Raw genomic sequence first — 22,417 nt, forward strand, 5'->3', positions numbered from 1 at the left:
TTGACTGTCAGCAAGAGCGAGACAATGAACCCTTACGAAGACATGCGGATCTTTGCCCAGGTGATGGAGGCCGGTAGTTTCACCGCTGCCGCCGACCGTCTGGGCATGTCCAAGCAATCGGTCAGCCGGCGTCTGATGCAGCTTGAAGAGCGCCTGGGCGTGCGCCTGCTCAACCGCTCCACCCGGCGCCTCGATGCCACGCCACTGGGGCAGCACTACTACCAGTCGGCCCTGCGCCTGCTGGGTGAAGTGCAGCAGGTCGAACACGACATCAGCGGCCAGGCCCAGGTCCTGCGCGGCACCTTGCGCCTCAGCGCGCCGCTGTCGTTTGCCATGGCGCACCTGGGTTGCCTGCTGACCGAGTTTCTGCAGTTGCACCCCCAGGTTGATGTAGAAGTAGACCTGAGCGACCGCGCCGTGGACCTGATTGGTGAAGGCTATGACCTGGCGCTGCGGATTGGTGCACTGGAGGACTCCAGCCTGATTGCCCGGCGTATCGCCAGTGTCGAGCGGGTCTACTGTGCGAGCCCGGCGTATTTGCAAGCACGAGGAGCGCCGGGAAAACCGGATGAGCTCGCCGCGCATGATTGTCTGCCCTATGGGCATTCGCGGCAGGTGCAGTGGCAATTCCACACAGGTGGCAAAACCCAGGCAATTCAGGTGACCGGGCGCATGCGGGCGAACAATGGCGAGTTGCTGCGGGGGGCTGCGATTGCCGGGATGGGGGTCACTTACCTGCCGACCTTTATCGTTGGGCAGGCGTTGGCGGAGGGGCAACTGGTGACGGTTCTGGATGAGTGGCGCCCGCCCGCGCTGCAGCTCTCGGCGGTGTATCCGCAGCACCGGCAGGTGGCGCGGCCGGTGCAGGGTTTTGTCAGCTTCCTGCGTACGCGGCTGGCGCAGCTCTGACGGTCGGTACAGGCTATGCTTGCCCTATGAGTACGCCCGTTCCTTTACGCCAACCTTGCCCCCCTGGCGCCTGCGTCTGCGGCCGCGAGCAATTGGCCGACCATCCGCAGGCCGCCCAGCGCATCCTCTTGCTGACCCGGCAGGAAGAAAAACGCCTGCTCGAACGCCTGGAAAACCTGAGGGACCTGGAAGACCTTCAACGTCTGCAGCAGCGCCTGTACGAAAACCTCGGCATCCGCGTGCACATCGCCCCCGGTTACAACGAGGTACGGACCATGCGCGGCATCGTCATCGAGCTGGACGAGCAACCCGGGCTGTGTCGCAAGACCCGGCAGTCTATCCCGGCGGCAATCCGGCGCGGGCTGGAGCGTAATCCGCAGGTTGCGTTCCGGTTGCTCGATACGCATGACCTGTTGCGCGATACCTGAGCGTTGATACCAGCACCGGTCGCTCCCACACAGCGGCGCGTCAGTTCCGTTAATTTTTACAACGCTTGCTACGTCTACTTGAAAGCCACCCTGCGCCAGGCGCGCAGCGGCATCATCATTTAAGGAGACAGGCAATGACTTCCGTTTTCGACCGCGACGATATCCAGTTCCAGGTAGTGGTCAACCACGAAGAGCAATATTCGATCTGGCCCGACTACAAAGCCATCCCCAACGGCTGGCGAGCCGTGGGCAAAAGCGGCCTGAAGAAGGAATGCCTGGCCTACATCGATGAAGTCTGGACCGACATGCGCCCGCTGAGCCTGCGCCAGAAAATGGCCGAAGCTGCCGCCCAGTGACCGTGCTGAACCTGCTGTGCCTGCCGTACTCCGGGGCCAGCGCCATGGTCTACAGCCGCTGGCGGCGCAAGCTGCCGGCATGGTTGCAGGTGCGCCCGGTGGAATTGCCTGGGCGGGGCGCGCGCATGGCCGAGTCGCTGCACACCGACATGCAAGTGCTGGCTCGGCAACTGGCCAGCGAGCAGCGACTGGCGGCAAGCGCTCCTTATGCGCTGCTCGGCCACAGCCTGGGTGCACTGCTGGCCTTCGAGCTGGCCCATGAGCTGCAGGCATTGGGCTGCCCGGCGCCGCTGGCCTTGTTCGCCTGCGGCACCGCGGCACCTACCCGGCGTGAGGACTACGACGGCAACAACTGGCGCGAGCCCAAGAGCGACGCCGAGCTGATCAGCGAGTTGCGCGCGCTACAAGGCACGCCTGAGGAAGTGCTGGCCAACGCTGAGCTGATGAGCCTGACCCTTCCGACCTTGCGCGCGGATTTTCTGTTGTGCGGCACTTACACATACCGGCAGCGGCCGGCGTTGCAGTGCCCACTGCATGTGCTGGGTGGCGTGGATGACCGGGCCAGCGATGAGCAACTGCAGGCATGGCGCTGTGAAACTCACGGCGCGTTCTCGCTGCAGATGTTCCCGGGTGGCCATTTCTTCATCCATGAGCAGGAAGACCGTGTGCTCGCTGCGCTGACCGCGTCGCTGCAGCCGCTTCGGCTGTCTGCCTGATTGACGACACCGCTTGCCTGGGGGAGGCTAGGGTTTTCCCAGGCAAGAGGCAGACAATGCTGATCGATCCACTCAAGGCCACGCTACTGGTCGTCGACATCCAGGAAAAGCTGATCGGTGCCATGAGCGACTCCGAAGGCACTCGGGCACGGGCCCGCTGGTTGCTGGCGGCGACTGCCGAGCTGGCGCTGCCGACGGTGATTTCCGAGCAGTACCCCAAAGGCCTGGGCCATACCCTGGCCGAACTGCTGGCCGCAGCGCCGGCAGCCGAAGTGGTGGAAAAAAGTCACTTTTCCTGCGTGGCCGCCGAGTGCCTGCCGGCCAGTTTGATGGCGCGCGAGCAGGTGATCGTCTGCGGCATGGAAACCCATGTTTGTGTGCTGCAGACCGTGCTCGGCCTGCTGGCGCTGGGCAAGCAAGTATTCGTGGTCGAGGATGCCTGCGACAGCCGCACCCCGGCCAGCAAGGCCGCAGGCCTGGCGCGCATGCGTGCCGCCGGTGCGCAGGTAGTGACCCGCGAGATGGTGCTGTTCGAATTGATGGGCAGTGCCGGGCACCCGCAGTTCCGCCACATCAGCAAAACCTATCTGGTCGGTGAACAGCCCTGAACGGCCGGTTACTGGCCATTGCGGTGATGGCCCTGGCGCTGTTGCAAGGCTGCGCCGGGCGCCGCGAAGAAGCGCCCGAAGCGGACCCGGCCAAAATCCGTGCGCAGCTGTTGCGGCTGTTACCCGCCCAGGTCAAGGACCGCGAGGGTTGGGCCAACGATATCCAGGTAGCCTTCGAAGCCCAGCGCATAGCGCCCAGTAAAAGTAACCTGTGTGCAGTGCTGGCGGTGACCGAACAGGAGTCGACTTTCACTGCGGACCCGCAGGTGCCCAACCTTGGGCGTATCGCCCGCCAGGAGATCGACCGCCGCGCTGCGCGCCTGCATATTCCCAAACTGCTGGTCGACGGTGCGCTGAAGACGCCGTCGGTCAACGGCAAGAGCTACCAGCAGCGGTTGCAGACGGTGCGCAGCGAAAAGCAGTTGAGCGAACTGTACGACGAAGTCGTTGCTCGCGTGCCGCTGGGCAAGACCTTGCTGGGCGGGCTGAATCCGGTGCACACCGGCGGGCCGATGCAAGTCAGCATCGACTTTGCCGAAAAGCATGCGAGGGATTACCCCTACAGCCATGAAGGCACGATTCGCCAGGAAGTGTTCAGCCGGCGTGGCGGCATGTACTTCGGTATTGCCCACCTGTTGGGCTACCCGGCCAACTACGAGCGCCAGCTTTACCGTTTCGCCGATTTCAACGCGGGCTGGTACGCCAGCCGCAATGCGGCATTCCAGGCGGCATTGAGCAAGGTCACGGGGGTGAAGTTGGCACTGGACGGCGACCTGGTGGCGCCAGGGGCGATCATGCCGGGGACGACTGAACTGGCCGCGCGCAAGCTGGGGGTGAAGCTGGGGCTGCGTAACCCGCAGATCCGAAGCCAGCTGGAGGAGGCCGACAGCCTGGCGTTCGAGGACAGCAAGCTGTACAGCGGGGTGTTCGCCCTGGCGGATGCCAAAGCCGGCAAACCGGTGCCCCGCGCAGTGTTGCCGGGCATCGAGCTGAAGAGCCCGAAGATTACCCGCAAGCTGACCACGGCCTGGTTTGCCGGGCGGGTGGATGAGCGTTATCAGCGGTGCATGAAGCGTTAGCCTGGCAGCAACCGTTCAACGGGTTTACCCGCGAATACGGTGGCGGCGGCAATGGTGATTGGCGGGTGGAGATTGGCCAGCAGGCCCGGCCCTTTCGCGGGTGAACCCGATCCTACGACGGCCTGCGCCCAACCACCGACGCGTGTCCAATGTAGGAGCGGGCTTGCCCGCGAACACGGGCGAAGCCCGTGCCATCCACCGCGTGGGCCCGTCCGATCAGCGCCCGCCCAATGCCCCAACCACCTGGTCAACGCTGGCTTTGAGCCCCGCAATCGCATCTTCAGGGTCACTCTCCACCACCACCAGCTTGGCCCCGGCCGCCTTGATCACCTCGGCCACTGCCGCTTCAGGCTGACGATGGTCCAGCACCAGCGCCACGTCCTGCGCCTTCAGGTTCTCCCCCAGCGCCTTGAGGGCCGCCGCATCCCATTCGGCCGGCAGTGGCTGCTCGACCGCATCCAGGTTCAACCCGTTGACCAGATATCCCAGCCGCTCCGACAGGCTCACCACCGTCAGGTTGTCGACTTTGGCCAACCGCGTCTGGCTGCTGGCCGAAAGCTCCAGCAATTGGCGCTTGAGCCCTGCCAGGTTGCCCTGGATCTTTGCCTTGTCGTCCGGCGCCAGGCGCTCCAGGTCATTGGCCACCACGTCGGCCATGCGCCCGAGGTTGGTCGGGTTGAGCCAGGGGTAAGCACCATAGGCATCGTCACCGTTCACCGCAATGCCCGGCAGTGCGCCATCCACCGGTCGCGCGGCATCGATCTCGACAATGCGGATATTGCTGCGTCGGGCCATCGGGTACAGCGGGTCGTCACGCCAGATCGAACGCACCCCGATCACCGCATCTGCCTGCTGGGCGGCCTTGTGCAGGCCTGCGCCACCACGCCCGCTGAAATACGACGGTTGGCGGCTGGCAGGCAGGTTGGCCGGTGCTGCCTGCTGAAGCCGCACCGCAGTGCCGTCGAGCAGGGCGCTGGCCAGGCTGTGGGTGACGGGCAGGGTCGTCAGCACTTGCGTGGCGAAAGACAGGGACGGCAGGCCGGCCAGTGCCAGCGCCAGGGTCAGGTGTTTGAAGTTCATGCCGGGTTTCCTTGCAGGCGGGGAACGAGGGCGCGGGCCAGGGCGGCCAGGGCAAAGCAGATGCCGGCGACCAGGATGATCGCGGCCCCTGACGGCACCGGCAGGTCGAAAACGATCGGCAGCAAAATACCGAGTAGGGTACTGATGGTGGCAATCAGCACCGACAGGAAGAAAAAGCCCTTGAGCGACTGACTGACCAGGCGAGCGGCGGCGGCCGGGATGACCAGCAGCGCACCGACCAGGATGGCCCCGATCACCTTCACCGCAGCCACGGTCACCAAGGTCACCAGCACCACGAACAGATAGTCCAGGGTCTTCACCGCTACCCCGCGCACAGCCGCCAGCTGCGGGTTGAAACTGGCCAGCATGATGCGGTTGTACAGTGGCAGCGCCAAGGCCAGCACCAGCGCCGCGACGATGCCCAGCACGAGCAAGTCCTGGGCGCTAACGGTCAGCACCGAGCCGAACAGCACGTTCTCGAGGATGTGCACGTTGATCTTGCCTGCCAGCATCAGCAGCAGGCTGGCGCCCAGCGCCAGCGACACCGACAGGAACACGCCAATCAGTGTGTCCGGCGACAGCCCGGTACGGTTGCGCAGGAAGTTGAGCAGGATGCCGAACAGCAGGCAGTAGCCGAACAGGCTGCCGTAAGGGCCGGTATAGGGCTCACCCAGCAGGATACCGATGGCCACGCCGGTCAGCGCCGCATGGCCGACCGCTTCGGAGAAGAAGGCAAAGCGCTTGACCACCACCAAGGTACCCAGGCCGCCCAACACCGGGCCGATCATCAGGCCGGCCAACAGGGCGTTGACCACGAAGCCGTAGGCCAGCGCCTCGGGCAAATAGCCGGCAGTGGCCCAGTCCTGGACCGTTTGGCGAAAGATTTCAAAACTCATCAGGCAAGGCTCTCGCTACGCGGGTGAACGGAGAACAGACCGAGCAGACGCTCCGGGGTTAGGGCCTGGGCAGGCGGCGCATCGAACAGCACCTGGCGGTTCAGGCCTGTTACCCGGTCCGCCAGACGCAACACGGCTTCCAGGTCGTGCTCGATCCACAGAACGGTAGTGCCGGCCTGGCGCCAGCCCTGCAATAACTGTTCGAACACCTGGATTCCGGCTTCATCGAGGGCCGACATCGGTTCGTCCAGCACCAGCAACTGCGGCTCTGGGATCAGGCCTTGGGCCAGCAGCACGCGCTGGCGCTCACCGCCGGACAGTGCACCCATGCGCCGCGTGCGCTTGTCGAGCATGCCAACCTGAACCAAGGCTGCATCAATGGCTGGCTTCACGCGCCGCGACAGGCCGAGGAAGGCCGGGCGGCGCTGGCACATGGCGGCCATGAAGTCGTCCACGGTCATGGGCAGGCCGCGGTCGAACTCCAGTGCCTGCGGCACGTAGCCAATCACTTCGCGCTCACCAGGCCAATGCAAGGTCAGCTGGCCCTGGTGTGGCATCTGCCCGAGCAGGGTCTTGATCAACGAGCTCTTGCCGCCGCCGTTGGGGCCGACGATGGCGTGCACGCTGCCTGCTGCCACGCTGAAACTGACCTGTTCGAGGATGCGCGTACGCCCCAAGGTCAGGTCGATGCCAGTGAACTCGATGCGCGGCCCGCAGGCTGTCACCCGCTTGGCGGCAGCGGTCATGCGCGGTTCTCCTGAATGGCGCGGACCACGGTGTCCAGGTTGCGCTTCATTTCCACCTCGTACTTGTCCTTGGTGTAATTGCCGTAGGAGATATGCGTCAACGGATACAGGCGTACGCCGGACTCACGCTGAATGGTTTCGACATAGGCCGACGGGAAGTCCATTTCCGAGAAGATCACCCGCACGTCCAGTGCCTTGAGCTGGTCGATGGTTTTTTTCAGCTGCGCCGGGCTGGGCTCGATGCCATGGGCCGGCTCGACGACGGCGGTCACCTCCAGACCGAAGTCGCGCACCAGGTAGTCATAGGCAGCATGGATGGTGGCGACCCGGAACGTTGCGCCAGGGGCTTCGGTGACCTTGGCCAGGGCCTCGGCACGCAGGGCGCGCAGGCGCTTGGCGTAGGCACGGGCGTTTTGCGTGTACAACTTGGCGTTGTCCGGGTCGAGCTTGCCCAGTTCACGGGCGATGTTGTTCACCTGGGCGATGGTGGTGCTGATCGACAGAAAGGTGTGCGGGTTGACCACCTTGCCGGCACCGCGCGCGGCGATGCCAGTGGCCGCCAGCAGCGGCACGTTCTGATTGGCTTCGATAGTGGCAATGTCGGGTTTTTCGCTGGTGGCGATCATGCGGTCTGCGAAATCGTCATGGCCAACACCGTTGAGCACCACCACGTCCAGCGTGCCGATGCGCTTGATGTCCTCGGCCCGCGGCTCGTAGGCGTGCGGGTTGAAGCCCGCCGGAATCAGGGGAACCACCTCGGCCTTGTCGCCGACAATATTGCTCACGTAGCTGTAGTAGGGGTGCAGGGTGATGCCGATTCGCAGCGGCTTGCTGTTATCGGCCAGGGCCATTGCCGGCAGGGCAAGGGACAGGAGCAGGGCGAGGGCGGAGCGAAACATGGGCGGGTCCTTGGGTTCAGTGACGGTGTTCGCGGGTGACCCCGGCGTCGTAGTGGCTGACCACTTGTTGCCAGCCAGCCGCGATCAGGGCGGCCTGGCCGAGGTCGTCCGGGATCACGGCGGCGCTGTCGCGGCGCAGCCAAATATCGGCTTGGCCTGTGCTGTCGGGTGGCAGGATCAGCAGCAGGCTGCCGGCCACTTCCGGGGCCTGGCTGCGGCCCAGGTAGGCGCCGGGTTCCAGCCATGACCATTGGTGGCCGCCACGGCTTTGGCTGCCGGCATCGACCACGAACGGCGGCAGGCCTTCTTCGGCCAGGGCCTTTACGCTGGGCGTGACGGCGTTTTCTTCGCGCAGGAGCTGGATCTCGTCGAAGGCTACCTGCAGGTCGGTGTACAGGCCTTGCTCGGCGGCGGTGAGGTCGCGGCGGGCGTCGATCTGGTGGCTGGCGATGGCCTGTTCGTCCTCGCGCTCACCGCGCAGCAGCACCACGCTGGCGGCGAGCACCACGATCAGCAAGCTTGCCAGCAGCACGTACAGGGTTTCGTGCCCGGCACCGGCCGGGCGAATGACGTGGGCGCGGCTCATGGCTGGGCGATATCGGCGTAGTCCACTTCCACCACGTGCCCGGGGCCAGCATCGAACAGCACGTAGAATTCGCCGTCCGGGCGTTTGAAGGTCAGCGTCGAGTCGTCGCCAAGCTTGCCGCCGACCAGCACCTGTTCGTCATAACCAATCACGTCCAGGGTCACTCCGGGGGCACCGCTGCCGTCCGAGAAACCGCCGGTGCACTTGACCTGGCCGCTGGCCAGTTCTTCGCATTCGCACATCGGGTTGTGCGCCAGCGCAGGGCCGGCGACCAGTACCAGCAAGGGCAGCGCCAGGGTGCGCATCCGGTGATTCATTTGTTTTCTCCTTGTTTCTCGAGCCATGCCACAGTGGCTGGCGATGCCTTGGCCAGGGGGATCGACGCCTGGTGCATGCTGCCGTCCCAGCCTTCCAGGGTAATCCAGATGTGCGCGTCGGGTTTGGTACGCGGCGGAATCGGCAACGAGGTGCCCATGTTGTAAGGTGCACCGAAGAAAATGGTGCCGGCGGCGCGCAGGCTTCTTGGCTTGCCGATGCGCAGGTAGGCTGCCTTGACGTTTTTTATGCAGGCCTTGCACAGCGATGCATTGAACGATTTGAAGTAGCCGGCGGGGCCGTCGGCGTGTGGCGCCTCGTCACGCAGTTCCGCAAGGTCGAGGCTGTAAGGGCCGACCTGGATGTCACTGATCACGTTGGCGCCAAGGCCGGCGTCGCCGCGGAACAGCCTGGCGTCGGCGAAGTACTTGGGCATGAAGCCCAGCGGGATCAGGATCAGCAGGATGTTCAGGTGAAAACGCCACTTCAGCCAAAGCTGCTTCAGCGGGCTGGCGGGCAGGGCCTGGGCCTGGCTCATGAATGGATCTCCACGGTGGTTTCACTGTGAGCTGCACGTGGAGCGCGCTCGCTGCGCTTGAGGGCCGCGGCGGTGGCCTGGGCGGTGCGCTTGGCCCAGATCAGCAGGCCGCTGAGCACCATCAGGGTGAGGATCAGGCCGAAGAAGAACCACACCAGCTTGATCGGCAAACCGCCAAAGTCGCCGGTGTGCAGCGGGCGCATGGACTCGGTGACGAACTCCAGGGCCGAACGGTCGCTGATCAGGAACTGGCTGTCGACATTGCGTGTGTACGGATTGACCGACGCACTCTGAAACATCAACGGGTACCAGCCCGGGCCAGACAGCATGACGTGGCTGTAGGCAGTGGCGGGGAGCGAGATGGAGGTCACTTCCAGCCCCGGGATCGCCAGACCGGCAAGGCGTGCCGCCTCATCCAGGTCGATGCGCGAGGCGGGGCTGCCATCTGGCGTTTGTGGCACTTCCTCACGGGCGATCACCGGCACGATGGGCTGGCTGGAAAGGGTGATGTGGTTGTCAGACAGGATCGCCTGGATCAGGAACCAGGTGCCGGTGATGGAAATGACCGCAATGAACCAGATTGACCACACCCCGGACAGACGGTGCAGGTCACCCCAGAAAATTCGCGAACCATGGCCGGTACGCACGGGTTTGAAAAAGCCTTTCCAGAACTTCTTGTAAACCACCAGGCCGGTGACCAGCGAGGCCAGCATCGGCAGGCCGAGCAGCGAGACCAGGTACCAGCCCCAGCTGAAACCGTTGGTGAACGGCACCAGCCACCAGCCGTGCAGGGCGCGGGTGAAGGCTTCGAAGTTGAAGTCCGGGGTCTTGCCCTGAATGGTTCCGGTGTAGGGGTTTACATACAGCGTCGGGCGGGTGCCGTCAGGCAGGGTGACATTGGCTTTCACCGCGAAGTGCGAACCATCTGGCTGGCTCAGGCGCTCCACCACCATGTCCGGCTCGGCCTTGTTCAAGGCCTCCAGTACCTGCTGAAAGCTCATGCGCTCGGTGTCCGCGTCTGGCTTGTTGGCGCGCACAGCCGGATCGGCGAGCCAGACGATTTCCTGGCTGACCACGGCGAGCATGCCGGTGAAGCAGACGATCAGGACAAAGAACCAGATCGGCAAGGCGAGCCAGCTGTGGACCAGGAACCACAGCTTGGATTTGGATTTTTTCGGTGATTGGGCCATCAGACGGTCTTCTGCTATGGGTGGTCGAGCGTGTGCCAACCAAAGAGTGCTGTACTGATAAGGACGAATGAGAATCGAAAACCTGCAGGTTAAAATGAAAGCAAATGTTTCAAAGCACAAACACCGGACTGCGCACGAGGTACCAGTCCGGCCTTGATGGCTGGTTGTAGAGAGGGGTCAGGCGCGGGTCAGTGCCACGGCTGCTTGGGGCTTTTCGTGCAACTGCTCCAGGTCCTGGTACAGCGCTCGGCCAATTTCCGCAGCGCGTGCCGGCAGGACCGAAAGCAGGGTGTCACTCAGGCCGTGGCTGTTTTCGCAGAAGCCCTGCAGGTACACCGAGGCTTGCAGGTCCGGGCTGGCCAGTACGCGGTAGTTGCGGTCGACGCTGAAGTCCTCCAGGTAATCGGCCAGCGGCGCGAGCAATTCACGGTGCGAGCGGCGCTCGTAACCGGTGGCGAGGATAACGGCATCGTAGCGGTGGGTTTGCTGCTGGCCGGTGGCGAGGTCGCGCAGGGTCAGTTCCAGGCCTTCGCGGGTGGCCACCACCGCTTCCACCTGGCGCCGGCACAGCACGTTGTGGCGGTGCTGATGGGCAACCTTCTGCCGGTAGAGGATGCCGTAGATGCGCTCGATCAGGTTGAGGTCGACCACCGAGTAGTTGGTGTTGTGGTATTCGCCCAGCAGTTTGCTGCGCTGGTCGGCCGGTTCGTTGTAGACCAGGTCGGTATAGTCGGGCGAGAAGATCTCATTGACGAAGGGGCTGTCGTCGGCGGGCTTGAGGGCCGAGCCGCGCAGAATCATGTCGACCTTGACTGACGGATAGCTGTCGTTGAGGTCGATGAACGCCTCGGCGGCGCTCTGGCCTGAGCCGATCACGGCAATGCGCATGGGTTTGCCAGCCGTGCACGGCAGTTTGGTCAGGCTGCTCAGGTACTGCGAGTGGTGGAAGACTCGCGGGTCGTCCTTGAAGGCGCCGAAGTTTTCCGGGATTTTCGGCGTGCCACCGCTGCCCACCACCACTGAGCGGGTGGCGCGGCTGTATTCGCGGCCTTGTTTGTCACGCGTGATCACGCACAGGTGTTGGACCCGGCCTGCATGCATGTGCGGTTCGATGCGCAACACTTCCTGCCCATACACCGCCTGGGAGGCGAAATGCTCGGCGGCCCAGCGCAGGTAGTCGTTGTACTCCAGGCGGCAGGGGTAAAAGGTGCCGAGGTTGATGAAGTCGGCCAGGCGCTGCTTCTGGTGCAGGTAGTTGACGAAGCTGTAAGGGCTGGTTGGGGTGCGCAGCGACACCAGGTCCTTGAGGAACGAGATCTGCAACTCGCTCTGGGTAGCCAAGGTCTCGCCGTGCCAGTGGTAGTCTTGCTGCTTGTCGATGAACAGTGCGTCGAGTGCATGGCCCCGGGATTCGGCGAGTTCTTCCAGGGCGATGGCCAAGGCCAGGTTGGAGGGGCCGAAGCCCACGCCGATCATGTCTTTGATGGTTTCCTGCTGTGAAGACTGGCTCATGGCTGCGATTCCCTGAATGGTCGAATATGGACGCCCGCCGGGGCTCCGGCTCCTGCGCAAGTACATGAGTTGGAACGAGCCAGCCGAGGGGGAATTTAAGCGGGCTAAAGAACAGCGTGAGGCGGCCGATGTGTTGGTTACGGCAAGGACCAATTTTTCAGGCAGGGAATCGACATGAGCGGTATCACGGCAAGCAACCTGATGATCAATGGTGTTTCAGCGCAGACGCTGAGCGCGAACGCAGCAACCGAGCGTGAGCAGGCGAAACAGGCCGGTGAGGCGGTTGGGCCCTTGAGCATCAGCAGTGACAGCATGAAGGTGTCGGCGGGTAGCCCGGCGCAATCCACCGACACAGAAGGCAGTGGCGAGTCGGAGGCTGTGAGCGAGCTGCGTCAATTGATCAAGGATCTGCAGAAGCAATTGGCAGAGGAACAGAAACAGTTGGCTGCATTGCAGAACAGCAAGATGGACGAGGCTGCGAAAGCAGCAGCGGTTGGTGCCAAGCAGGCGAGCATTGCTACCCTCAATGGGCAGATCATGGCGGCCACGGCGCAGTTGCTGGAACTGTTGCAGCAAGAGGGCGGCAGCAGTGCGGGCGGTATGGTCAGCGCTACGGCCTGACTGGACATGCACAGGCCGCTGTAGGAGCGGGTTTACCCGCGAATGGGCCGGCCCTGCTGGCCAGTTTCCACCTGCCGTTCACCGTTGCCGCCGCGACCGTATTCGCTACGCCTATCGAGGGTGGACACACATTGGTGATCGGGCGCAGGCCGTCGTAGGCGCGGTTTTACCCGCGAACACGGGCGAAGCCCGTGCTATCCACCGCGTTGTCTGTTTCGCGAACAAGCCCGCACGTTCCAGGATATGGCGGTCATTCGGCCGCCAACCGCCCCTTGTTCTGCCGGTCGGCCTTGTACTGCATGGCCACTGCCGGTGCCGGTTTGGCGGCACCGGTTTCCAGCCATTGACGCATGCGGCTGGCATCGGCGAAGTGGGTGTACTTGCCGAAGGCATCGAGAATGACCATGGCCACCGGGCGGTTATCCATGCGGGTCAGCAATACCAGACAGTGCCCGGCCTCGTTGGTGAAGCCGGTCTTGGTCAGCTTGATATCCCAGTTGCTTTTGTTCACCAGGTGGTCGGTGTTACGGAAGCCCAGGGTGTAGTTGGGCTTGCGGAAGGCGACGGTCTTTTCGCGGGTGGTCGACAGCTCGCTCAGCATGGGGTACTTGCGCGAGGCCATCAGCAGCTTGGCCAGGTCGCGGGCAGTGGATACGTTCTGCGTCGACAGGCCGGTCGGCTCAACATAGCGGGTGTGGGCCATTCCCAGGCTGCGGGCTTTGGCATTCATTGCCTTGATGAACGCCGGATAGCCGCCGGGGTAGGCGTTGGCCAGGCTATTGGCCGCACGGTTCTCCGACGACATCAGGGTAATCAGCAGGGTTTCGCGGCGGTCCAGCTGGCTGCCCAGGCGCACGCGCGAGTACACGCCTTTCATTTCCGGGTTGTTGGCAATGGTCATGGTGAGCATTTCATCCATGGGCAGCTTGGCATCCAGCACCACCATCGCCGTCATCAGTTTGGTCACCGAAGCGATCGGCACCACGCGGTCGGCATGGCTTGAATACAGCTCCTGGTTGCTGTTCAGGTCGATCAGCAGAGCGCTGCCTGAAGCCAGATGCAGTTTGGAGGGGTCACGTTGAACCTGGGCCGGGGGTTGTGCAGCAGCAGTCGACGGAAGGGTCGCGGTACCTGTGAGCAACAGCAGCAGGCTGAGGATGGACAGGGATGTTTTCACGTTGAGGCTCACTAAAAGTTGGTATGTCGTTGGCTGTGCAAGGGTTTTCCCCCTAAAACCGATGCATTTTGGAGTATGGCTGAATTGCTGTCGAATGCCTTATGCCTAAAGGGCGCAAAGTGAACGATATTTAATCCTGTACCCATTACGTTCTTTTCCAGCTTCGCCAGTTCCGTCCAATCGTTGGCAGAATTCAACCACTTGGCGTAGGTCGAGAGAAGCACCTGCACCGAGCGCCCAAGCTGCCAAGCAGTGAACGCTGGATGTGTGGTGACGAGCCAGAAGGTTGGAAGATGAATGGCGACTCCGTCGAGACGCGGCGCTTCTGCTTCGAGCGGTATTGGGTCGGTTAGCGCCTCTGGATTGGGTTGACCATCCTTGTCCTACCTCACATGGAGGACAAGCCATGAACGCCATTACGACCAGCAGCCATCAGCCTTGGAACAAAGGAAAATTGGTCGGGCAGAAAGCTCCGCTCCGACTGAAAGATATCTGGGCCATTCGGGTAAGGCTCCAAATCGCGGAGGAAACTCGTGATTTAGCCCTTTTCGATCTGGCCATCGATAGCAAGCTACGAGCCTGCGATCTGACCAAGCTTCGCGTACGCGACGTTGCTCATGGGGAGCACGTGTCATCTCGGGCGATAGTGATGCAGCAGAAAACCCAACGTCCCGTACAGTTTGAAATTACAGAGCAAACGCGGCTGGCCCTACAGGGCTGGATACATCAAGCCCAACTCCACAGCGAGGATTGTCTTTTCCCAAGCCGGCTACACGCCTCAGTGCATCTCTCCACCCGGCAGTACGCCCGAATCGTCAAAGCGTGGATAAAGTCTATTGGGCTAGATCCTGCTATGTACGGCACCCACACGATGAGACGTACAAAGGCATCGCTGATCTATCGCAGGACAAAGAACTTGAGAGCAGTTCAGCTCCTGCTCGGCCATACAAAGCTTGAAAGCACAGTGCGATACCTGGGCATTGAATTCGATGACGCATTGGAGATGGCAGAGCAGACGGAGGTCTGACAGCGTCCAGCGACGGTCGAGGAATGACCGTCGCGATTCGACCCAGAGTGTGTAAAAACGCCCGGACAAACCCTTGCTATGATTTCTGAGAATTTCATCGCAAGGGTCGCCTATGAAACGGTTTATTCAGGGTGAACACCGAGGCCAAAGCACCTTACTGCCTGAAAGCCTCGACGACTACGTCAGTGATACCAATCCGGTGCGCGTGGTCGATGTCTTCGTCGATGAACTCGACCTCACAACGCTAGGGTTTGATGGCGCCATTCCCGCCGACACTGGACGACCTGCCTACCATCCCGCTGTCCTGTTGAAGATCTATATCTACGGTTATCTGAACCGCATCCAATCGAGCCGACGCCTTGAGCGAGAAGCCCAACGTAACGTCGAACTGATGTGGCTAACCGGGCGGCTCATGCCCGACTTCAAAACCATCGCGAACTTCCGAAAAGACAACAGCAAGGCCATTCATGGGGTCTGCCGACAGTTCGTTGTGCTGTGCCAGCAGCTTGGACTTTTTGGAGAAAACCTGGTTGCCATCGACGGCAGTAAATTCAAGGCAGTGAATAATCGTGACCGAAATTTCACCAGCGCCAAACTCAAGCGGCGGATGGAAGAGATTGAGTCGAGCATCAGCCGTTACCTGGCTGCACTTGATGCGGCTGATAGGCAAGTGCCAACTGCCTCCGAACCAGACGGCGCACGCCTCGCAGAGAAAATCGAGAAGCTGAAAGCTCAAATGAAGGAGCTTCAGCTGATCGAATCTCAGCTTAACGATTCGCCTGATAAGCAGGTCTCGCTGACCGATCCAGATGCCCGTTCGATGATGACGCGCGGAAGTGGAATCGTCGGCTACAACGTGCAGACAGCAGTCGATACCCAGCATCACTTGATCGTCGCCCACGAGGTTACGAACGTCGGCTCTGACCGCGACCAACTCAGCTCCATGGCGAAGCTCGCGCGTGAAGCCATCGGCTCAGAAACGTTATCGGTCGTGGCTGATCGGGGCTACTTCAAAGGTGAAGAAATCCTGGCCTGTCACAACGCCAATATCAGCGCCTACGTGCCAAAGCCGATGACCTCAAGCGCCAAGGCAGAGGGTCGTTTCAATAAAGATGCCTTCGTTTATGACGCGACAAAAAACCAGTACACCTGCCCAGCTGGGGAGGTACTGATTTGGCGTTTCTCCAGCATCGAAAAAGGCATGAATATGCACTGTTACTGGAGTTCGAGCTGCCAGAAATGTGCGCTGAAACCGCAGTGCACGCCCAGCACAAATCGCCGAGTCAGGCGCTGGGAGCATGAAGCGGTGCTGGAGCAAATGCAGCGCCGACTAGACCAAGCCCCGGACATGATGCGAGTGCGAAAAAGGACTGTTGAGCATCCCTTCGGGACGCTCAAACAATGGATGGGATCTACGCACTTCCTAACTCGCAAGCTGGTTGGCGTCAGCGCGGAGATGAGCCTTAACGTGCTCGCCTACAATATGAAGCGAGTTATGAAAATCGTCGGCACGGAAGGTTTGATGAAAGCAATGACGGCCTAAAAGGCCCAGCTTTTGCCGCTGTAAAAGCCACTGAAACACGCCCTGAAGGCCAAGGAGCGTTACCGGTGCGGATCTTGGCGAACGCTTGGAATATCGCAACGACCAGAAGCCATGGGCTAACTCACCAGCAACTTGAAAGTGTTTTTACACACTCTGGACCGACTTCTGCCTTTGGCCACCGGCAGCTATGGGTCGACAGCGGACTGTGGGAGGTGGGTGTAGCTGACGACCCAGGACGGATCTTGGTTGGCTGAACGCCTGGATGGGGGAATAAAGCTGTCTAAAACCGCCCGAAAGCGTCTCGGTTTTATTGGGCCAAAGTCGCTGAAACTGGCTGAACCCTATTAGACAGGCCAGATGCTCAGGCCGCTTGCGGTGCGGTCTGAGGCTAGATTCCCACGCTACTGCTGCATTGCCGGGATGTGCTGGATGGACGTACAGCCGGCGCGTACCAATTTTTGTACCAATAGTGGGATGCAGTTCAGCGAAAGGTCCCGGTATTGAGGTTCTCGCCTGTGTCCGGTGATCTGATATAAAACCTTTCTGGACAGGGTAAGCGCACACTTGATGTAGCTCAGAGCTTCTGAGCATTGAGAGGTGCGTATGACCATAGATAGGGATGGAATGGATTGTGATCAGCAGGTTAGCAGGCCGGCTGAAAACAATGGTCCGCCAGGCGGTCAAGACTCGGAAGGTAAAAGGGAGCAGCCCGAGGAACGCGACGATTCCGCACATAATCGGCCCTTTCGAGGCAGGCAGAGATCAGGCCCGCCGGACCCATCGCGGGCATCCAATGCCGAGCGTTATAGTTATCACAAGCGCCCACTGGAGTAACTGCCAGTACAGTGTGTAAAGGCTGGCGGAAGTACTGTTCAGCCCAGCTGATAGAAGCCCAGCCCCGCGCTGGGCTTTTTGCATTCATGAGACGCCATGAGGGCTTGTGATAGCAGGGCTGGGCATCGACGTTCAGCGGTGGATAAGCGAGAGCTCGCTGATGATGCAGATCGAGCCGTCCTCGGCGGGCGTTGCGTCGGTGTAGTCGACCTGGTTGTAAACCCCGCCGTGGAACTCGAACAGGTACGAAGCCCAGGTACTGTCGAGCTGCAAATCGCCCGACGAGGCGGATACCCCGTTGCATTCGGCCGTCACGGTTACCACGCCTTCAGACGTCGTGTGAATGCTGATGTGGAACGTCGCACCCAGTGGCACCCCCTTCAGGACTGTGGAATTCACCGGGTCGGTCTGGTTGAAGGTGCGTCGAAACCCCAGTGTGATGTTGCCCTTGTTCCAGAACACCTTTACTGGCGGGCCGTCATCCCCGCGTACGTGCATCTGGGCGATGACCACCTTCTGCGCCGAGTTAACCTTGGTCAGCGTCATGGTTTGCCGATTCCAGTGATCCTGGGCGCTGGCCAGCGTCCAGTCTTGCGTTTCTGTCCATTCGCAGCGTGTCCTGTGGGTGCTTTTGCTCGAAGCACCTTTGGTTGGGGCTGAGAACTGGATCGAGCCATCGCTGAGCACTGTCACGATGCTGGGAAAGCGGGCAATCGCTTCAGCACCGTTCAGCTCCAGAGCAACGGGGTTGGTTGAGGAGACGGCTACCGGCGTGGCGATGGTGAGGTGGCTGATATCTACGGCCATGGGGAACTCCTGGCGAAAAGGTTTGAGTGGCATAGCCGCCGTACAAGCGACGGCCGAACACAAAGTTAGCCTCAGGCTAAAGATCGGTCAATAGCTGATGGCTAAATTAATTTCGCTTCACGGGAAATTACCTACAGGCGAAATTTTTCGCAGTGGGGGGCTTTACGCAGGATTTGACGGTGAGCTAAGCTTTCGCCGAGTGCTGTACGAATATACAGCTATCAGGATGAGAATATGGCAAGCCACATAAAGTCGGAACCTCAACAGCGCCAGGAAATGACCGGAATAGAGCGGCTTAGCCTGCGGGTATCGTCAATGATCAACCACCCGCTCGCACAGACGCAGCGCTGGGTAGTGGTGCACCGTCTGGATACCGACGGTGAAGCGGAATGGGAGGAGGTGATGGGCCAACTGCTGGAAACGCCAGAGTTGCAGCTGACGTTCAATGATGACGCTAGCGTGACGGTGCGATGGGCGCGCAGTAGCGTGGAAGAGCGTGATGATTTTATCGTCGAACGCGACTGCGAGGCGCAGGTCGAGGAGGCTGCACCGTTCTGAGCTTCAGCAAAAGCCCGCCGGTCAGGGCGGGCTTCGGTTTATACAAGGTGGGCATTCCACACCAGCAGGACCCTGGCCTGTATGTAGGTCTCTTCCCGACGAATCATGCGGTCTTTGTGCCGCGAGTTGTCGGAGATCATCTCGAAGTGGTCCTCGTCTGCGATCTGTAGCCGCTTGATGTAGATGTGGTCGCCCCAGGAAAAGAAGTAGATGCCATCGCCGACGAACTCTCGGATGCTGACGTCGACGATCAGCGGGTCGCGGTGCCTGATGGTCGGCTCCATCGACTGGCCCCAGCCGGTCACCATCTTCAGGTGATGGTGCTCGCTGAACGTCACGCCCAGTTCGCGCAGGTGGCTGGGGCTGACGCGAACGTCCTTGAACATCTCGGGGTAGTCGTGGGGGATCTGGCCGCCGCCCATGGCTGCCCGCACGTCATAGTGGGCAATCCACACTTCGTCACCGACCAGGCCGGGGCGCAGCGGCTCGGCTTCCAGCAGCGTGGCATCTGCAGGCTCTTGCGCCGCAGCCAGCAGCCTTTGCCGGGTTTCTTCAGCGATACCTTTGCCGCTTCGGGCAAGCATCTGTTTGACCAGGTCGGCTGCAGAGAGCTTGTTGTCACCTGGCTCGACAGCCGCTTGTGCGTGTTCGCCTGGCGACAGCGCGTCGAACCAGCCCCGTGGCAAACCTTCGATGCCCTCGATGCGGCGGGCCACGTCATCGCCCAGGTTTTTCACGGTCTTGTCGGAAAGGATCTGGCTAAGGTGTGCAGGCGCCATCCCCCAGCGCTCTGCGCAGGTGCCCTTTCTCTGGCTGCCGATTAGCTTCACCAGGTTGTGCTTGCGAATTTGGTAGATGTCCATGGGGTGAAGCATGCCAGTGTTTAGCTTGCTGCTAAATGTGCGCATGGCTAAATCTGCTCTTGTGGTGTTGTTAGCTGTAGGCTAAATTAAGCGCGCAAACAAGGAAAGCTAGCGAGACATTTTTCTCCAGGGCTGATCACATTATCATCTGTAATGAGGTTCACATGGATCCGACCGACCTCGGCCCGGGCACCGTCACTTGGCTGGGCGGTACGGGGACTGCACTGCTGGGAGCGTTTCTGTGGCTGCGTAAATGGTTGTCGAGGGATGCAGTCGACCGCGCGATGGACAACGCTGAAATTGCCGTCATCCGCCACCTGACAGAGCTGCTGGACATCGAACGGGATGCCCGAAGGGAGGCGCAGGCAAAAGCTGAACTGCTCGCCAAGGAACGAAACGAGCTGGTGATGACCGTAGGCCAGCTGCAAGGCAAGGTCATGGTGCTGACCAGCAAGCTGGGCAGTAGCGGCCAAACATGAGGAGGCAGCCCGGGCGATCCGTGAAGAAAAAAAGCCCGCCAAATTGGCGGGCGACAAGGGCGTAGGGAGCAACGCACAACAAATTCGGTTCAGGCAGCCAAAGTACCTGGTTGCAATTGTTCGGCCAGTGCCTGGGCTGAAGCGAGCGTCGGCATCGGGCCGCTCACGGCTTCACCGTTGCGAACCAGGTACCAGCACGCCAGCAGGCCCTGCTCACGCAGTGAGGCGGGAACGGCGCTACCGACAACGGACATGATCTGGATAGTGGCCATGGGGACCTCCTGTGAAACATGGCTCTACCATACGCAGCAGCCGGGATTGTTTGAAATCAACTTCCTCGATAGTGATCATTGCTCCTATCAACCATTACCAGCGCGGTGGCCCGTAGTACACCGGTGGCGGCCCATAATAGGTGCGGTAGCCCGGTGGCGGTGGGGGTGGTGCGTAGTAGGGCTGGTAGTACACCGGCTGTGGTGGCGGTTGTACGTACACCGGCGGCGGCGCGTAATAGACCGGCTGGCGTTCGACATACACTGTGCGGTCATGGCCGCCATAAACCGTCGCCCCAACCACGGCGCCGACCACAGCCGCACCCAGCAGTGGACCCGGCCCGTACCAACCACCGTGCGCATGGCCGCCATAGCCGCCGTGCGCTGCTGCAGGCCCGCTGATGGCCAGGGCACCGACCAGCAGGACGATTCCGGGAATGAGACGGTTCATAAAACAACCTCGCAGGAAAACCCCACGTCCGGGGCCCTGTTACTATGACTCCGGTCTCTGTCAGCTGAGCACAGGGGAACGGTAAAGGTTGTGTAAGGGGCGACCAGTGGTTGACTCTGTTACGCTGAATAAACGTTTCAGTTATGACCAAGGAGCCTGCTATGCCGACAACTCCAAGCCGGGACACCGTGCTTTGCATCTCTCTGGCCGGTCGCCCCGGCACCTTCGGCGTGCGCTTTCACAACCACCTGTACCAGCAGTTGGGCCTGGACTTCTACTATAAGGCCATGCGCACCGATGACCTGCCGGCGGCGGTGGCAGGGATCCGCGCCTTGGGTATTCGCGGCTGCGGGGTGTCGATGCCGTACAAGGAAGCCTGCATGGCCTTGGTCGACGAAATCGATCCTTCGGCGGCGGCCATCGACTCGGTCAATACCCTGGTCAATTGCAATGGCCACCTGAAGGCCTACAACACCGATTACCTGGCCGTGCGCCAATTGCTGGTTCAGCATCAGGTCGATCCGTGCACTGCCTTTGCCCTGCGAGGCAGTGGGGGCATGGCCAAGGCCGTGGCCAGCGCCTTGCGCGATGCCGGGTTTGCCGAAGGCATCATCGTTGCACGCAACGAGCAGGCCGGGCGTCAGTTGGCGGATGTCTGTGGTTATCGCTGGGTGCCAGAGCCAGGCGACCTCTGCCCGCCGATGCTGGTGAACGTGACGCCGATCGGTATGGCAGGCGGGCAGGAGGCAGAAGAGCTGGCGTTTCCCGAGCACGCCATCGCGGCGGCGGAGCGGGTGTTCGATGTGGTGGCAATGCCGGCGCAGACGCCGTTGATTCTCCGGGCTCAGGCGTTGGGCAAGCCGGTGATCACTGGGCTGGAGGTCATTGCGCTGCAGGCGCTGGAACAGTTCGTGTTATACACCGGGGTAAGGCCGACGCAGGCGCAGGTGGATGCGGCGGTGGCATACGCGCGGGCTAGCTAGTTAATGCCACCCCCTTCACAGCTTCGGCGGCGAAGGGGGTACAGGCGAAACCCGGATCAGAACACCTCGTGCCCGTTATCCAGCTGTTTGTCGACCAGTGCCCGACCATGGGCCAGCGACACACGCTGCGCATTCTCAAGGTCGGAGAAGAACTGCATGGGCATCGACATGCGCTTGCTGGTGTGCCCGTCAGGTGCCGTGATCAGGCAGCCGGCGGCATAGGGCAGGGGGGAGTCGGGATGGGGCATCACGCTGGCAGTGATGGTGTGCTCGCGGTATTCACAGTGAAGAGATTGCATCGTCCTTACCTCGCTGTGGCATGTGAAGCAGTTACCTTCATATACCACAGCAAGAGGCCGGGAGTTCCCGGCCCGACGAGCGCGCCGCGACGAACGCTTAGCCTTCGAGCTCGGTTGGCTGGATCACTTCGACCCAATAACCGTCCGGGTCCTTGACGAAGGCCAGGTGGTTCATGCGGCCGTCCTGCAGGCGTTTCTGGAACGGTACTTCCAGTTCCTCGAAGCGCGCGCAAGCGGCGCGTACGTCGGGTACCGAAATGCAGATGTGGCCAAAGCCGCGCGGGTCGGTGTTGCCATTGTGGTAGGCAAACTCGGCATCGTTTTCGGTGCCATGGTTGTGGGTCAGCTCCAGCACGCCGGGGATCGCCTTCATCCACTGGTGGCGGGCGGTGTCATCAGCGGGGATCTGGGCAGGGTCGACCAGGGCCAGGAAGTACAGGCTGAAAGCGGCTTCAGGGAAGTCACGCTTGTCCACCAGGCGGAAGCCCAGCACGCGGGTGTAGAAGTCCAGGGACTTCTCGATGTCCTTGACCCGCAGCATGGTGTGGTTGAAGACGAACTGGGCGGTGGCGGCGTCAGGTTGCGCGGTGACGCCAGGCAGGGTTTGCAGATCGTGCAGGCTCATGGGAACTCCTGAGACGGGGCCGG

At 61.5% G+C, this 22,417-nt stretch carries 28 protein-coding genes; 12 read left to right on the forward strand and 16 right to left on the reverse strand.

The features are described from left to right. Nucleotides 1-24: 24 nt before the first annotated feature. The 6 genes from LMH93_RS10150 (at nucleotide 25) to LMH93_RS10175 (ending at nucleotide 4,096) form a co-directional block, all read left to right on the forward strand. Nucleotides 25-909 carry a LysR family transcriptional regulator gene (locus LMH93_RS10150; RefSeq protein WP_230065114.1) on the forward strand — a complete coding sequence of 295 codons (885 nt, stop codon included), beginning with the start codon at nucleotides 25-27 and terminating at the stop codon, nucleotides 907-909. Between the two features lie 26 nt (nucleotides 910-935). Continuing rightward, complete coding sequence (locus LMH93_RS10155; protein WP_003256224.1) at nucleotides 936-1,337, forward strand: hypothetical protein; 402 nt, start codon at nucleotides 936-938, stop codon at nucleotides 1,335-1,337. Nucleotides 1,338-1,471: 134 nt separating this feature from the next. Next, the gene (locus LMH93_RS10160; protein ID WP_016711157.1) at nucleotides 1,472-1,693 is read left to right on the forward strand and encodes an MbtH family protein; all 222 of its coding nucleotides are present in this window, start codon (nucleotides 1,472-1,474) and stop codon (nucleotides 1,691-1,693) included. Continuing rightward, a complete protein-coding gene (locus LMH93_RS10165; protein ID WP_104886213.1) occupies nucleotides 1,690-2,409 on the forward strand; it encodes a thioesterase II family protein in 720 nt (239 codons plus the stop codon). The genes LMH93_RS10160 and LMH93_RS10165 overlap by 4 nt, the downstream gene beginning before the upstream one ends. 56 nt (nucleotides 2,410-2,465) lie before the next feature. After that, nucleotides 2,466-3,017 (forward strand): isochorismatase family protein, encoded by a 552-nt coding sequence (locus LMH93_RS10170; RefSeq protein ID WP_230065115.1) that lies wholly within the window; start codon nucleotides 2,466-2,468, stop codon nucleotides 3,015-3,017. Nucleotides 3,018-3,043: 26 nt separating this feature from the next. Beyond that, entirely contained in the window at nucleotides 3,044-4,096 is a 1,053-nt protein-coding gene (locus LMH93_RS10175; RefSeq protein WP_230065116.1) for a DUF1615 domain-containing protein, read from the forward strand. A gap of 216 nt (nucleotides 4,097-4,312) precedes the next feature. Here LMH93_RS10175 and LMH93_RS10180 read toward each other — a convergent pair whose 3' ends face one another. From LMH93_RS10180 to LMH93_RS10220, 9 genes are all read right to left on the reverse strand, one after another. Continuing rightward, a complete protein-coding gene (locus tag LMH93_RS10180) occupies nucleotides 4,313-5,176 on the reverse strand; it encodes a metal ABC transporter solute-binding protein, Zn/Mn family (RefSeq protein WP_003256216.1) in 864 nt (287 codons plus the stop codon). Next, nucleotides 5,173-6,072: a metal ABC transporter permease gene (locus LMH93_RS10185; protein WP_003256215.1), complete on the reverse strand. Its 900-nt coding sequence runs from the start codon at nucleotides 6,070-6,072 to the stop codon at nucleotides 5,173-5,175. Before LMH93_RS10185 ends, LMH93_RS10180 begins: the two co-directional genes overlap by 4 nt. Next, nucleotides 6,072-6,818 (reverse strand): metal ABC transporter ATP-binding protein, encoded by a 747-nt coding sequence (locus tag LMH93_RS10190; RefSeq protein ID WP_019751012.1) that lies wholly within the window; start codon nucleotides 6,816-6,818, stop codon nucleotides 6,072-6,074. The genes LMH93_RS10185 and LMH93_RS10190 overlap by 1 nt, the downstream gene beginning before the upstream one ends. Further along, entirely contained in the window at nucleotides 6,815-7,717 is a 903-nt protein-coding gene (locus LMH93_RS10195; protein WP_230065117.1) for a metal ABC transporter substrate-binding protein, read from the reverse strand. The genes LMH93_RS10190 and LMH93_RS10195 overlap by 4 nt, the downstream gene beginning before the upstream one ends. 16 nt (nucleotides 7,718-7,733) lie before the next feature. Next, a complete protein-coding gene (locus tag LMH93_RS10200; RefSeq protein WP_230065118.1) occupies nucleotides 7,734-8,303 on the reverse strand; it encodes a DUF6162 family protein in 570 nt (189 codons plus the stop codon). After that, nucleotides 8,300-8,620, reverse strand: a complete 321-nt coding sequence (locus LMH93_RS10205; protein ID WP_003256211.1) for a hypothetical protein — start codon at nucleotides 8,618-8,620, stop codon at nucleotides 8,300-8,302. Before LMH93_RS10205 ends, LMH93_RS10200 begins: the two co-directional genes overlap by 4 nt. Next, entirely contained in the window at nucleotides 8,617-9,156 is a 540-nt protein-coding gene (locus tag LMH93_RS10210; protein WP_003256210.1) for a hypothetical protein, read from the reverse strand. Before LMH93_RS10210 ends, LMH93_RS10205 begins: the two co-directional genes overlap by 4 nt. Beyond that, complete coding sequence (locus LMH93_RS10215; RefSeq protein WP_230065119.1) at nucleotides 9,153-10,346, reverse strand: PepSY-associated TM helix domain-containing protein; 1,194 nt, start codon at nucleotides 10,344-10,346, stop codon at nucleotides 9,153-9,155. Before LMH93_RS10215 ends, LMH93_RS10210 begins: the two co-directional genes overlap by 4 nt. 177 nt (nucleotides 10,347-10,523) lie before the next feature. Further along, the gene (locus tag LMH93_RS10220; RefSeq protein WP_064614827.1) at nucleotides 10,524-11,858 is read right to left on the reverse strand and encodes a lysine N(6)-hydroxylase/L-ornithine N(5)-oxygenase family protein; all 1,335 of its coding nucleotides are present in this window, start codon (nucleotides 11,856-11,858) and stop codon (nucleotides 10,524-10,526) included. A 174-nt stretch (nucleotides 11,859-12,032) separates the two neighbouring features. Here LMH93_RS10220 and LMH93_RS10225 point away from each other — a divergent pair, with 174 nt between their 5' ends. Next, nucleotides 12,033-12,479 carry a hypothetical protein gene (locus LMH93_RS10225; protein WP_003256207.1) on the forward strand — a complete coding sequence of 149 codons (447 nt, stop codon included), beginning with the start codon at nucleotides 12,033-12,035 and terminating at the stop codon, nucleotides 12,477-12,479. Between the two features lie 250 nt (nucleotides 12,480-12,729). On the opposite strand, the gene pbpG is transcribed toward LMH93_RS10225, so the two are convergent. After that, nucleotides 12,730-13,656: a D-alanyl-D-alanine endopeptidase gene (gene pbpG, locus LMH93_RS10230; RefSeq protein WP_012051929.1), complete on the reverse strand. Its 927-nt coding sequence runs from the start codon at nucleotides 13,654-13,656 to the stop codon at nucleotides 12,730-12,732. A gap of 406 nt (nucleotides 13,657-14,062) precedes the next feature. On the opposite strand from pbpG, the gene LMH93_RS10235 reads away from it, so the two are divergent. Next, on the forward strand, nucleotides 14,063-14,683 hold the full coding sequence (locus LMH93_RS10235) for a tyrosine-type recombinase/integrase (protein ID WP_230065120.1): 621 nt from the start codon (nucleotides 14,063-14,065) through the stop codon (nucleotides 14,681-14,683). Nucleotides 14,684-14,795: 112 nt separating this feature from the next. Continuing rightward, on the forward strand, nucleotides 14,796-16,226 hold the full coding sequence (locus LMH93_RS10240; RefSeq protein WP_230065121.1) for an IS1182 family transposase: 1,431 nt from the start codon (nucleotides 14,796-14,798) through the stop codon (nucleotides 16,224-16,226). A 966-nt stretch (nucleotides 16,227-17,192) separates the two neighbouring features. Here LMH93_RS10240 and LMH93_RS10245 read toward each other — a convergent pair. Beyond that, nucleotides 17,193-17,867 (reverse strand): polysaccharide lyase family 7 protein, encoded by a 675-nt coding sequence (locus LMH93_RS10245; RefSeq protein WP_108190609.1) that lies wholly within the window; start codon nucleotides 17,865-17,867, stop codon nucleotides 17,193-17,195. Nucleotides 17,868-18,101: 234 nt separating this feature from the next. On the opposite strand from LMH93_RS10245, the gene LMH93_RS10250 reads away from it, so the two are divergent. Beyond that, entirely contained in the window at nucleotides 18,102-18,425 is a 324-nt protein-coding gene (locus LMH93_RS10250) for a DUF1654 domain-containing protein (RefSeq protein ID WP_108190610.1), read from the forward strand. A 38-nt stretch (nucleotides 18,426-18,463) separates the two neighbouring features. On the opposite strand, the gene LMH93_RS10255 is transcribed toward LMH93_RS10250, so the two are convergent. Beyond that, complete coding sequence (locus LMH93_RS10255; protein ID WP_019751052.1) at nucleotides 18,464-19,288, reverse strand: S24 family peptidase; 825 nt, start codon at nucleotides 19,286-19,288, stop codon at nucleotides 18,464-18,466. 164 nt (nucleotides 19,289-19,452) lie between these two features. Here LMH93_RS10255 and LMH93_RS10260 point away from each other — a divergent pair, with 164 nt between their 5' ends. After that, on the forward strand, nucleotides 19,453-19,767 hold the full coding sequence (locus tag LMH93_RS10260) for a chemotaxis protein (protein WP_230065122.1): 315 nt from the start codon (nucleotides 19,453-19,455) through the stop codon (nucleotides 19,765-19,767). A gap of 89 nt (nucleotides 19,768-19,856) precedes the next feature. On the opposite strand, the gene LMH93_RS10265 is transcribed toward LMH93_RS10260, so the two are convergent. After that, a complete protein-coding gene (locus LMH93_RS10265) occupies nucleotides 19,857-20,039 on the reverse strand; it encodes a hypothetical protein (protein ID WP_003256194.1) in 183 nt (60 codons plus the stop codon). Between the two features lie 94 nt (nucleotides 20,040-20,133). Next, a complete protein-coding gene (locus tag LMH93_RS10270; protein ID WP_019751053.1) occupies nucleotides 20,134-20,487 on the reverse strand; it encodes a hypothetical protein in 354 nt (117 codons plus the stop codon). A gap of 161 nt (nucleotides 20,488-20,648) precedes the next feature. On the opposite strand from LMH93_RS10270, the gene LMH93_RS10275 reads away from it, so the two are divergent. Further along, a complete protein-coding gene (locus tag LMH93_RS10275) occupies nucleotides 20,649-21,470 on the forward strand; it encodes a shikimate 5-dehydrogenase (RefSeq protein WP_230065123.1) in 822 nt (273 codons plus the stop codon). A 56-nt stretch (nucleotides 21,471-21,526) separates the two neighbouring features. On the opposite strand, the gene LMH93_RS10280 is transcribed toward LMH93_RS10275, so the two are convergent. Both LMH93_RS10280 and gloA read right to left on the reverse strand, forming a co-directional pair. Further along, a complete protein-coding gene (locus LMH93_RS10280) occupies nucleotides 21,527-21,769 on the reverse strand; it encodes a hypothetical protein (RefSeq protein ID WP_003256190.1) in 243 nt (80 codons plus the stop codon). 97 nt (nucleotides 21,770-21,866) lie between these two features. Then, complete coding sequence (gene gloA, locus LMH93_RS10285; protein ID WP_003256188.1) at nucleotides 21,867-22,394, reverse strand: lactoylglutathione lyase; 528 nt, start codon at nucleotides 22,392-22,394, stop codon at nucleotides 21,867-21,869. Nucleotides 22,395-22,417 lie beyond the last annotated feature (23 nt).

It is taken from the genome of Pseudomonas sp. CIP-10, assembly GCF_020911845.1.
GTDB lineage: Bacteria > Pseudomonadota > Gammaproteobacteria > Pseudomonadales > Pseudomonadaceae > Aquipseudomonas > Aquipseudomonas alloputida.

Bases quoted from the DNA above. Each gene is read 5' to 3' on its own strand.
- LMH93_RS10150 (WP_230065114.1), top strand. From the start codon at position 25: ATGAACCCTTACGAAGACATGCGGATCTTTGCCCAGGTGATGGAGGCC.
- LMH93_RS10155 (WP_003256224.1), top strand. From the start codon at position 936: ATGAGTACGCCCGTTCCTTTACGCCAACCTTGCCCCCCTGGCGCCTGC.
- LMH93_RS10160 (WP_016711157.1), top strand. From the start codon at position 1,472: ATGACTTCCGTTTTCGACCGCGACGATATCCAGTTCCAGGTAGTGGTC.
- LMH93_RS10170 (WP_230065115.1), top strand. From the start codon at position 2,466: ATGCTGATCGATCCACTCAAGGCCACGCTACTGGTCGTCGACATCCAG.
- LMH93_RS10175 (WP_230065116.1), top strand. From the start codon at position 3,044: ATGGCCCTGGCGCTGTTGCAAGGCTGCGCCGGGCGCCGCGAAGAAGCG.
- LMH93_RS10180 (WP_003256216.1), bottom strand. From the start codon at position 5,176: ATGAACTTCAAACACCTGACCCTGGCGCTGGCACTGGCCGGCCTGCCG.
- LMH93_RS10185 (WP_003256215.1), bottom strand. From the start codon at position 6,072: ATGAGTTTTGAAATCTTTCGCCAAACGGTCCAGGACTGGGCCACTGCC.
- LMH93_RS10190 (WP_019751012.1), bottom strand. From the start codon at position 6,818: ATGACCGCTGCCGCCAAGCGGGTGACAGCCTGCGGGCCGCGCATCGAG.
- LMH93_RS10195 (WP_230065117.1), bottom strand. From the start codon at position 7,717: ATGTTTCGCTCCGCCCTCGCCCTGCTCCTGTCCCTTGCCCTGCCGGCA.
- LMH93_RS10200 (WP_230065118.1), bottom strand. From the start codon at position 8,303: ATGAGCCGCGCCCACGTCATTCGCCCGGCCGGTGCCGGGCACGAAACC.
- LMH93_RS10205 (WP_003256211.1), bottom strand. From the start codon at position 8,620: ATGAATCACCGGATGCGCACCCTGGCGCTGCCCTTGCTGGTACTGGTC.
- LMH93_RS10210 (WP_003256210.1), bottom strand. From the start codon at position 9,156: ATGAGCCAGGCCCAGGCCCTGCCCGCCAGCCCGCTGAAGCAGCTTTGG.
- LMH93_RS10215 (WP_230065119.1), bottom strand. From the start codon at position 10,346: ATGGCCCAATCACCGAAAAAATCCAAATCCAAGCTGTGGTTCCTGGTC.
- LMH93_RS10220 (WP_064614827.1), bottom strand. From the start codon at position 11,858: ATGAGCCAGTCTTCACAGCAGGAAACCATCAAAGACATGATCGGCGTG.
- LMH93_RS10225 (WP_003256207.1), top strand. From the start codon at position 12,033: ATGAGCGGTATCACGGCAAGCAACCTGATGATCAATGGTGTTTCAGCG.
- LMH93_RS10235 (WP_230065120.1), top strand. From the start codon at position 14,063: ATGAACGCCATTACGACCAGCAGCCATCAGCCTTGGAACAAAGGAAAA.
- LMH93_RS10240 (WP_230065121.1), top strand. From the start codon at position 14,796: ATGAAACGGTTTATTCAGGGTGAACACCGAGGCCAAAGCACCTTACTG.
- LMH93_RS10245 (WP_108190609.1), bottom strand. From the start codon at position 17,867: ATGGCCGTAGATATCAGCCACCTCACCATCGCCACGCCGGTAGCCGTC.
- LMH93_RS10250 (WP_108190610.1), top strand. From the start codon at position 18,102: ATGGCAAGCCACATAAAGTCGGAACCTCAACAGCGCCAGGAAATGACC.
- LMH93_RS10255 (WP_019751052.1), bottom strand. From the start codon at position 19,288: ATGGACATCTACCAAATTCGCAAGCACAACCTGGTGAAGCTAATCGGC.
- LMH93_RS10260 (WP_230065122.1), top strand. From the start codon at position 19,453: ATGGATCCGACCGACCTCGGCCCGGGCACCGTCACTTGGCTGGGCGGT.
- LMH93_RS10265 (WP_003256194.1), bottom strand. From the start codon at position 20,039: ATGGCCACTATCCAGATCATGTCCGTTGTCGGTAGCGCCGTTCCCGCC.
- LMH93_RS10270 (WP_019751053.1), bottom strand. From the start codon at position 20,487: ATGAACCGTCTCATTCCCGGAATCGTCCTGCTGGTCGGTGCCCTGGCC.
- LMH93_RS10275 (WP_230065123.1), top strand. From the start codon at position 20,649: ATGCCGACAACTCCAAGCCGGGACACCGTGCTTTGCATCTCTCTGGCC.
- LMH93_RS10280 (WP_003256190.1), bottom strand. From the start codon at position 21,769: ATGCAATCTCTTCACTGTGAATACCGCGAGCACACCATCACTGCCAGC.
- gloA (WP_003256188.1), bottom strand. From the start codon at position 22,394: ATGAGCCTGCACGATCTGCAAACCCTGCCTGGCGTCACCGCGCAACCT.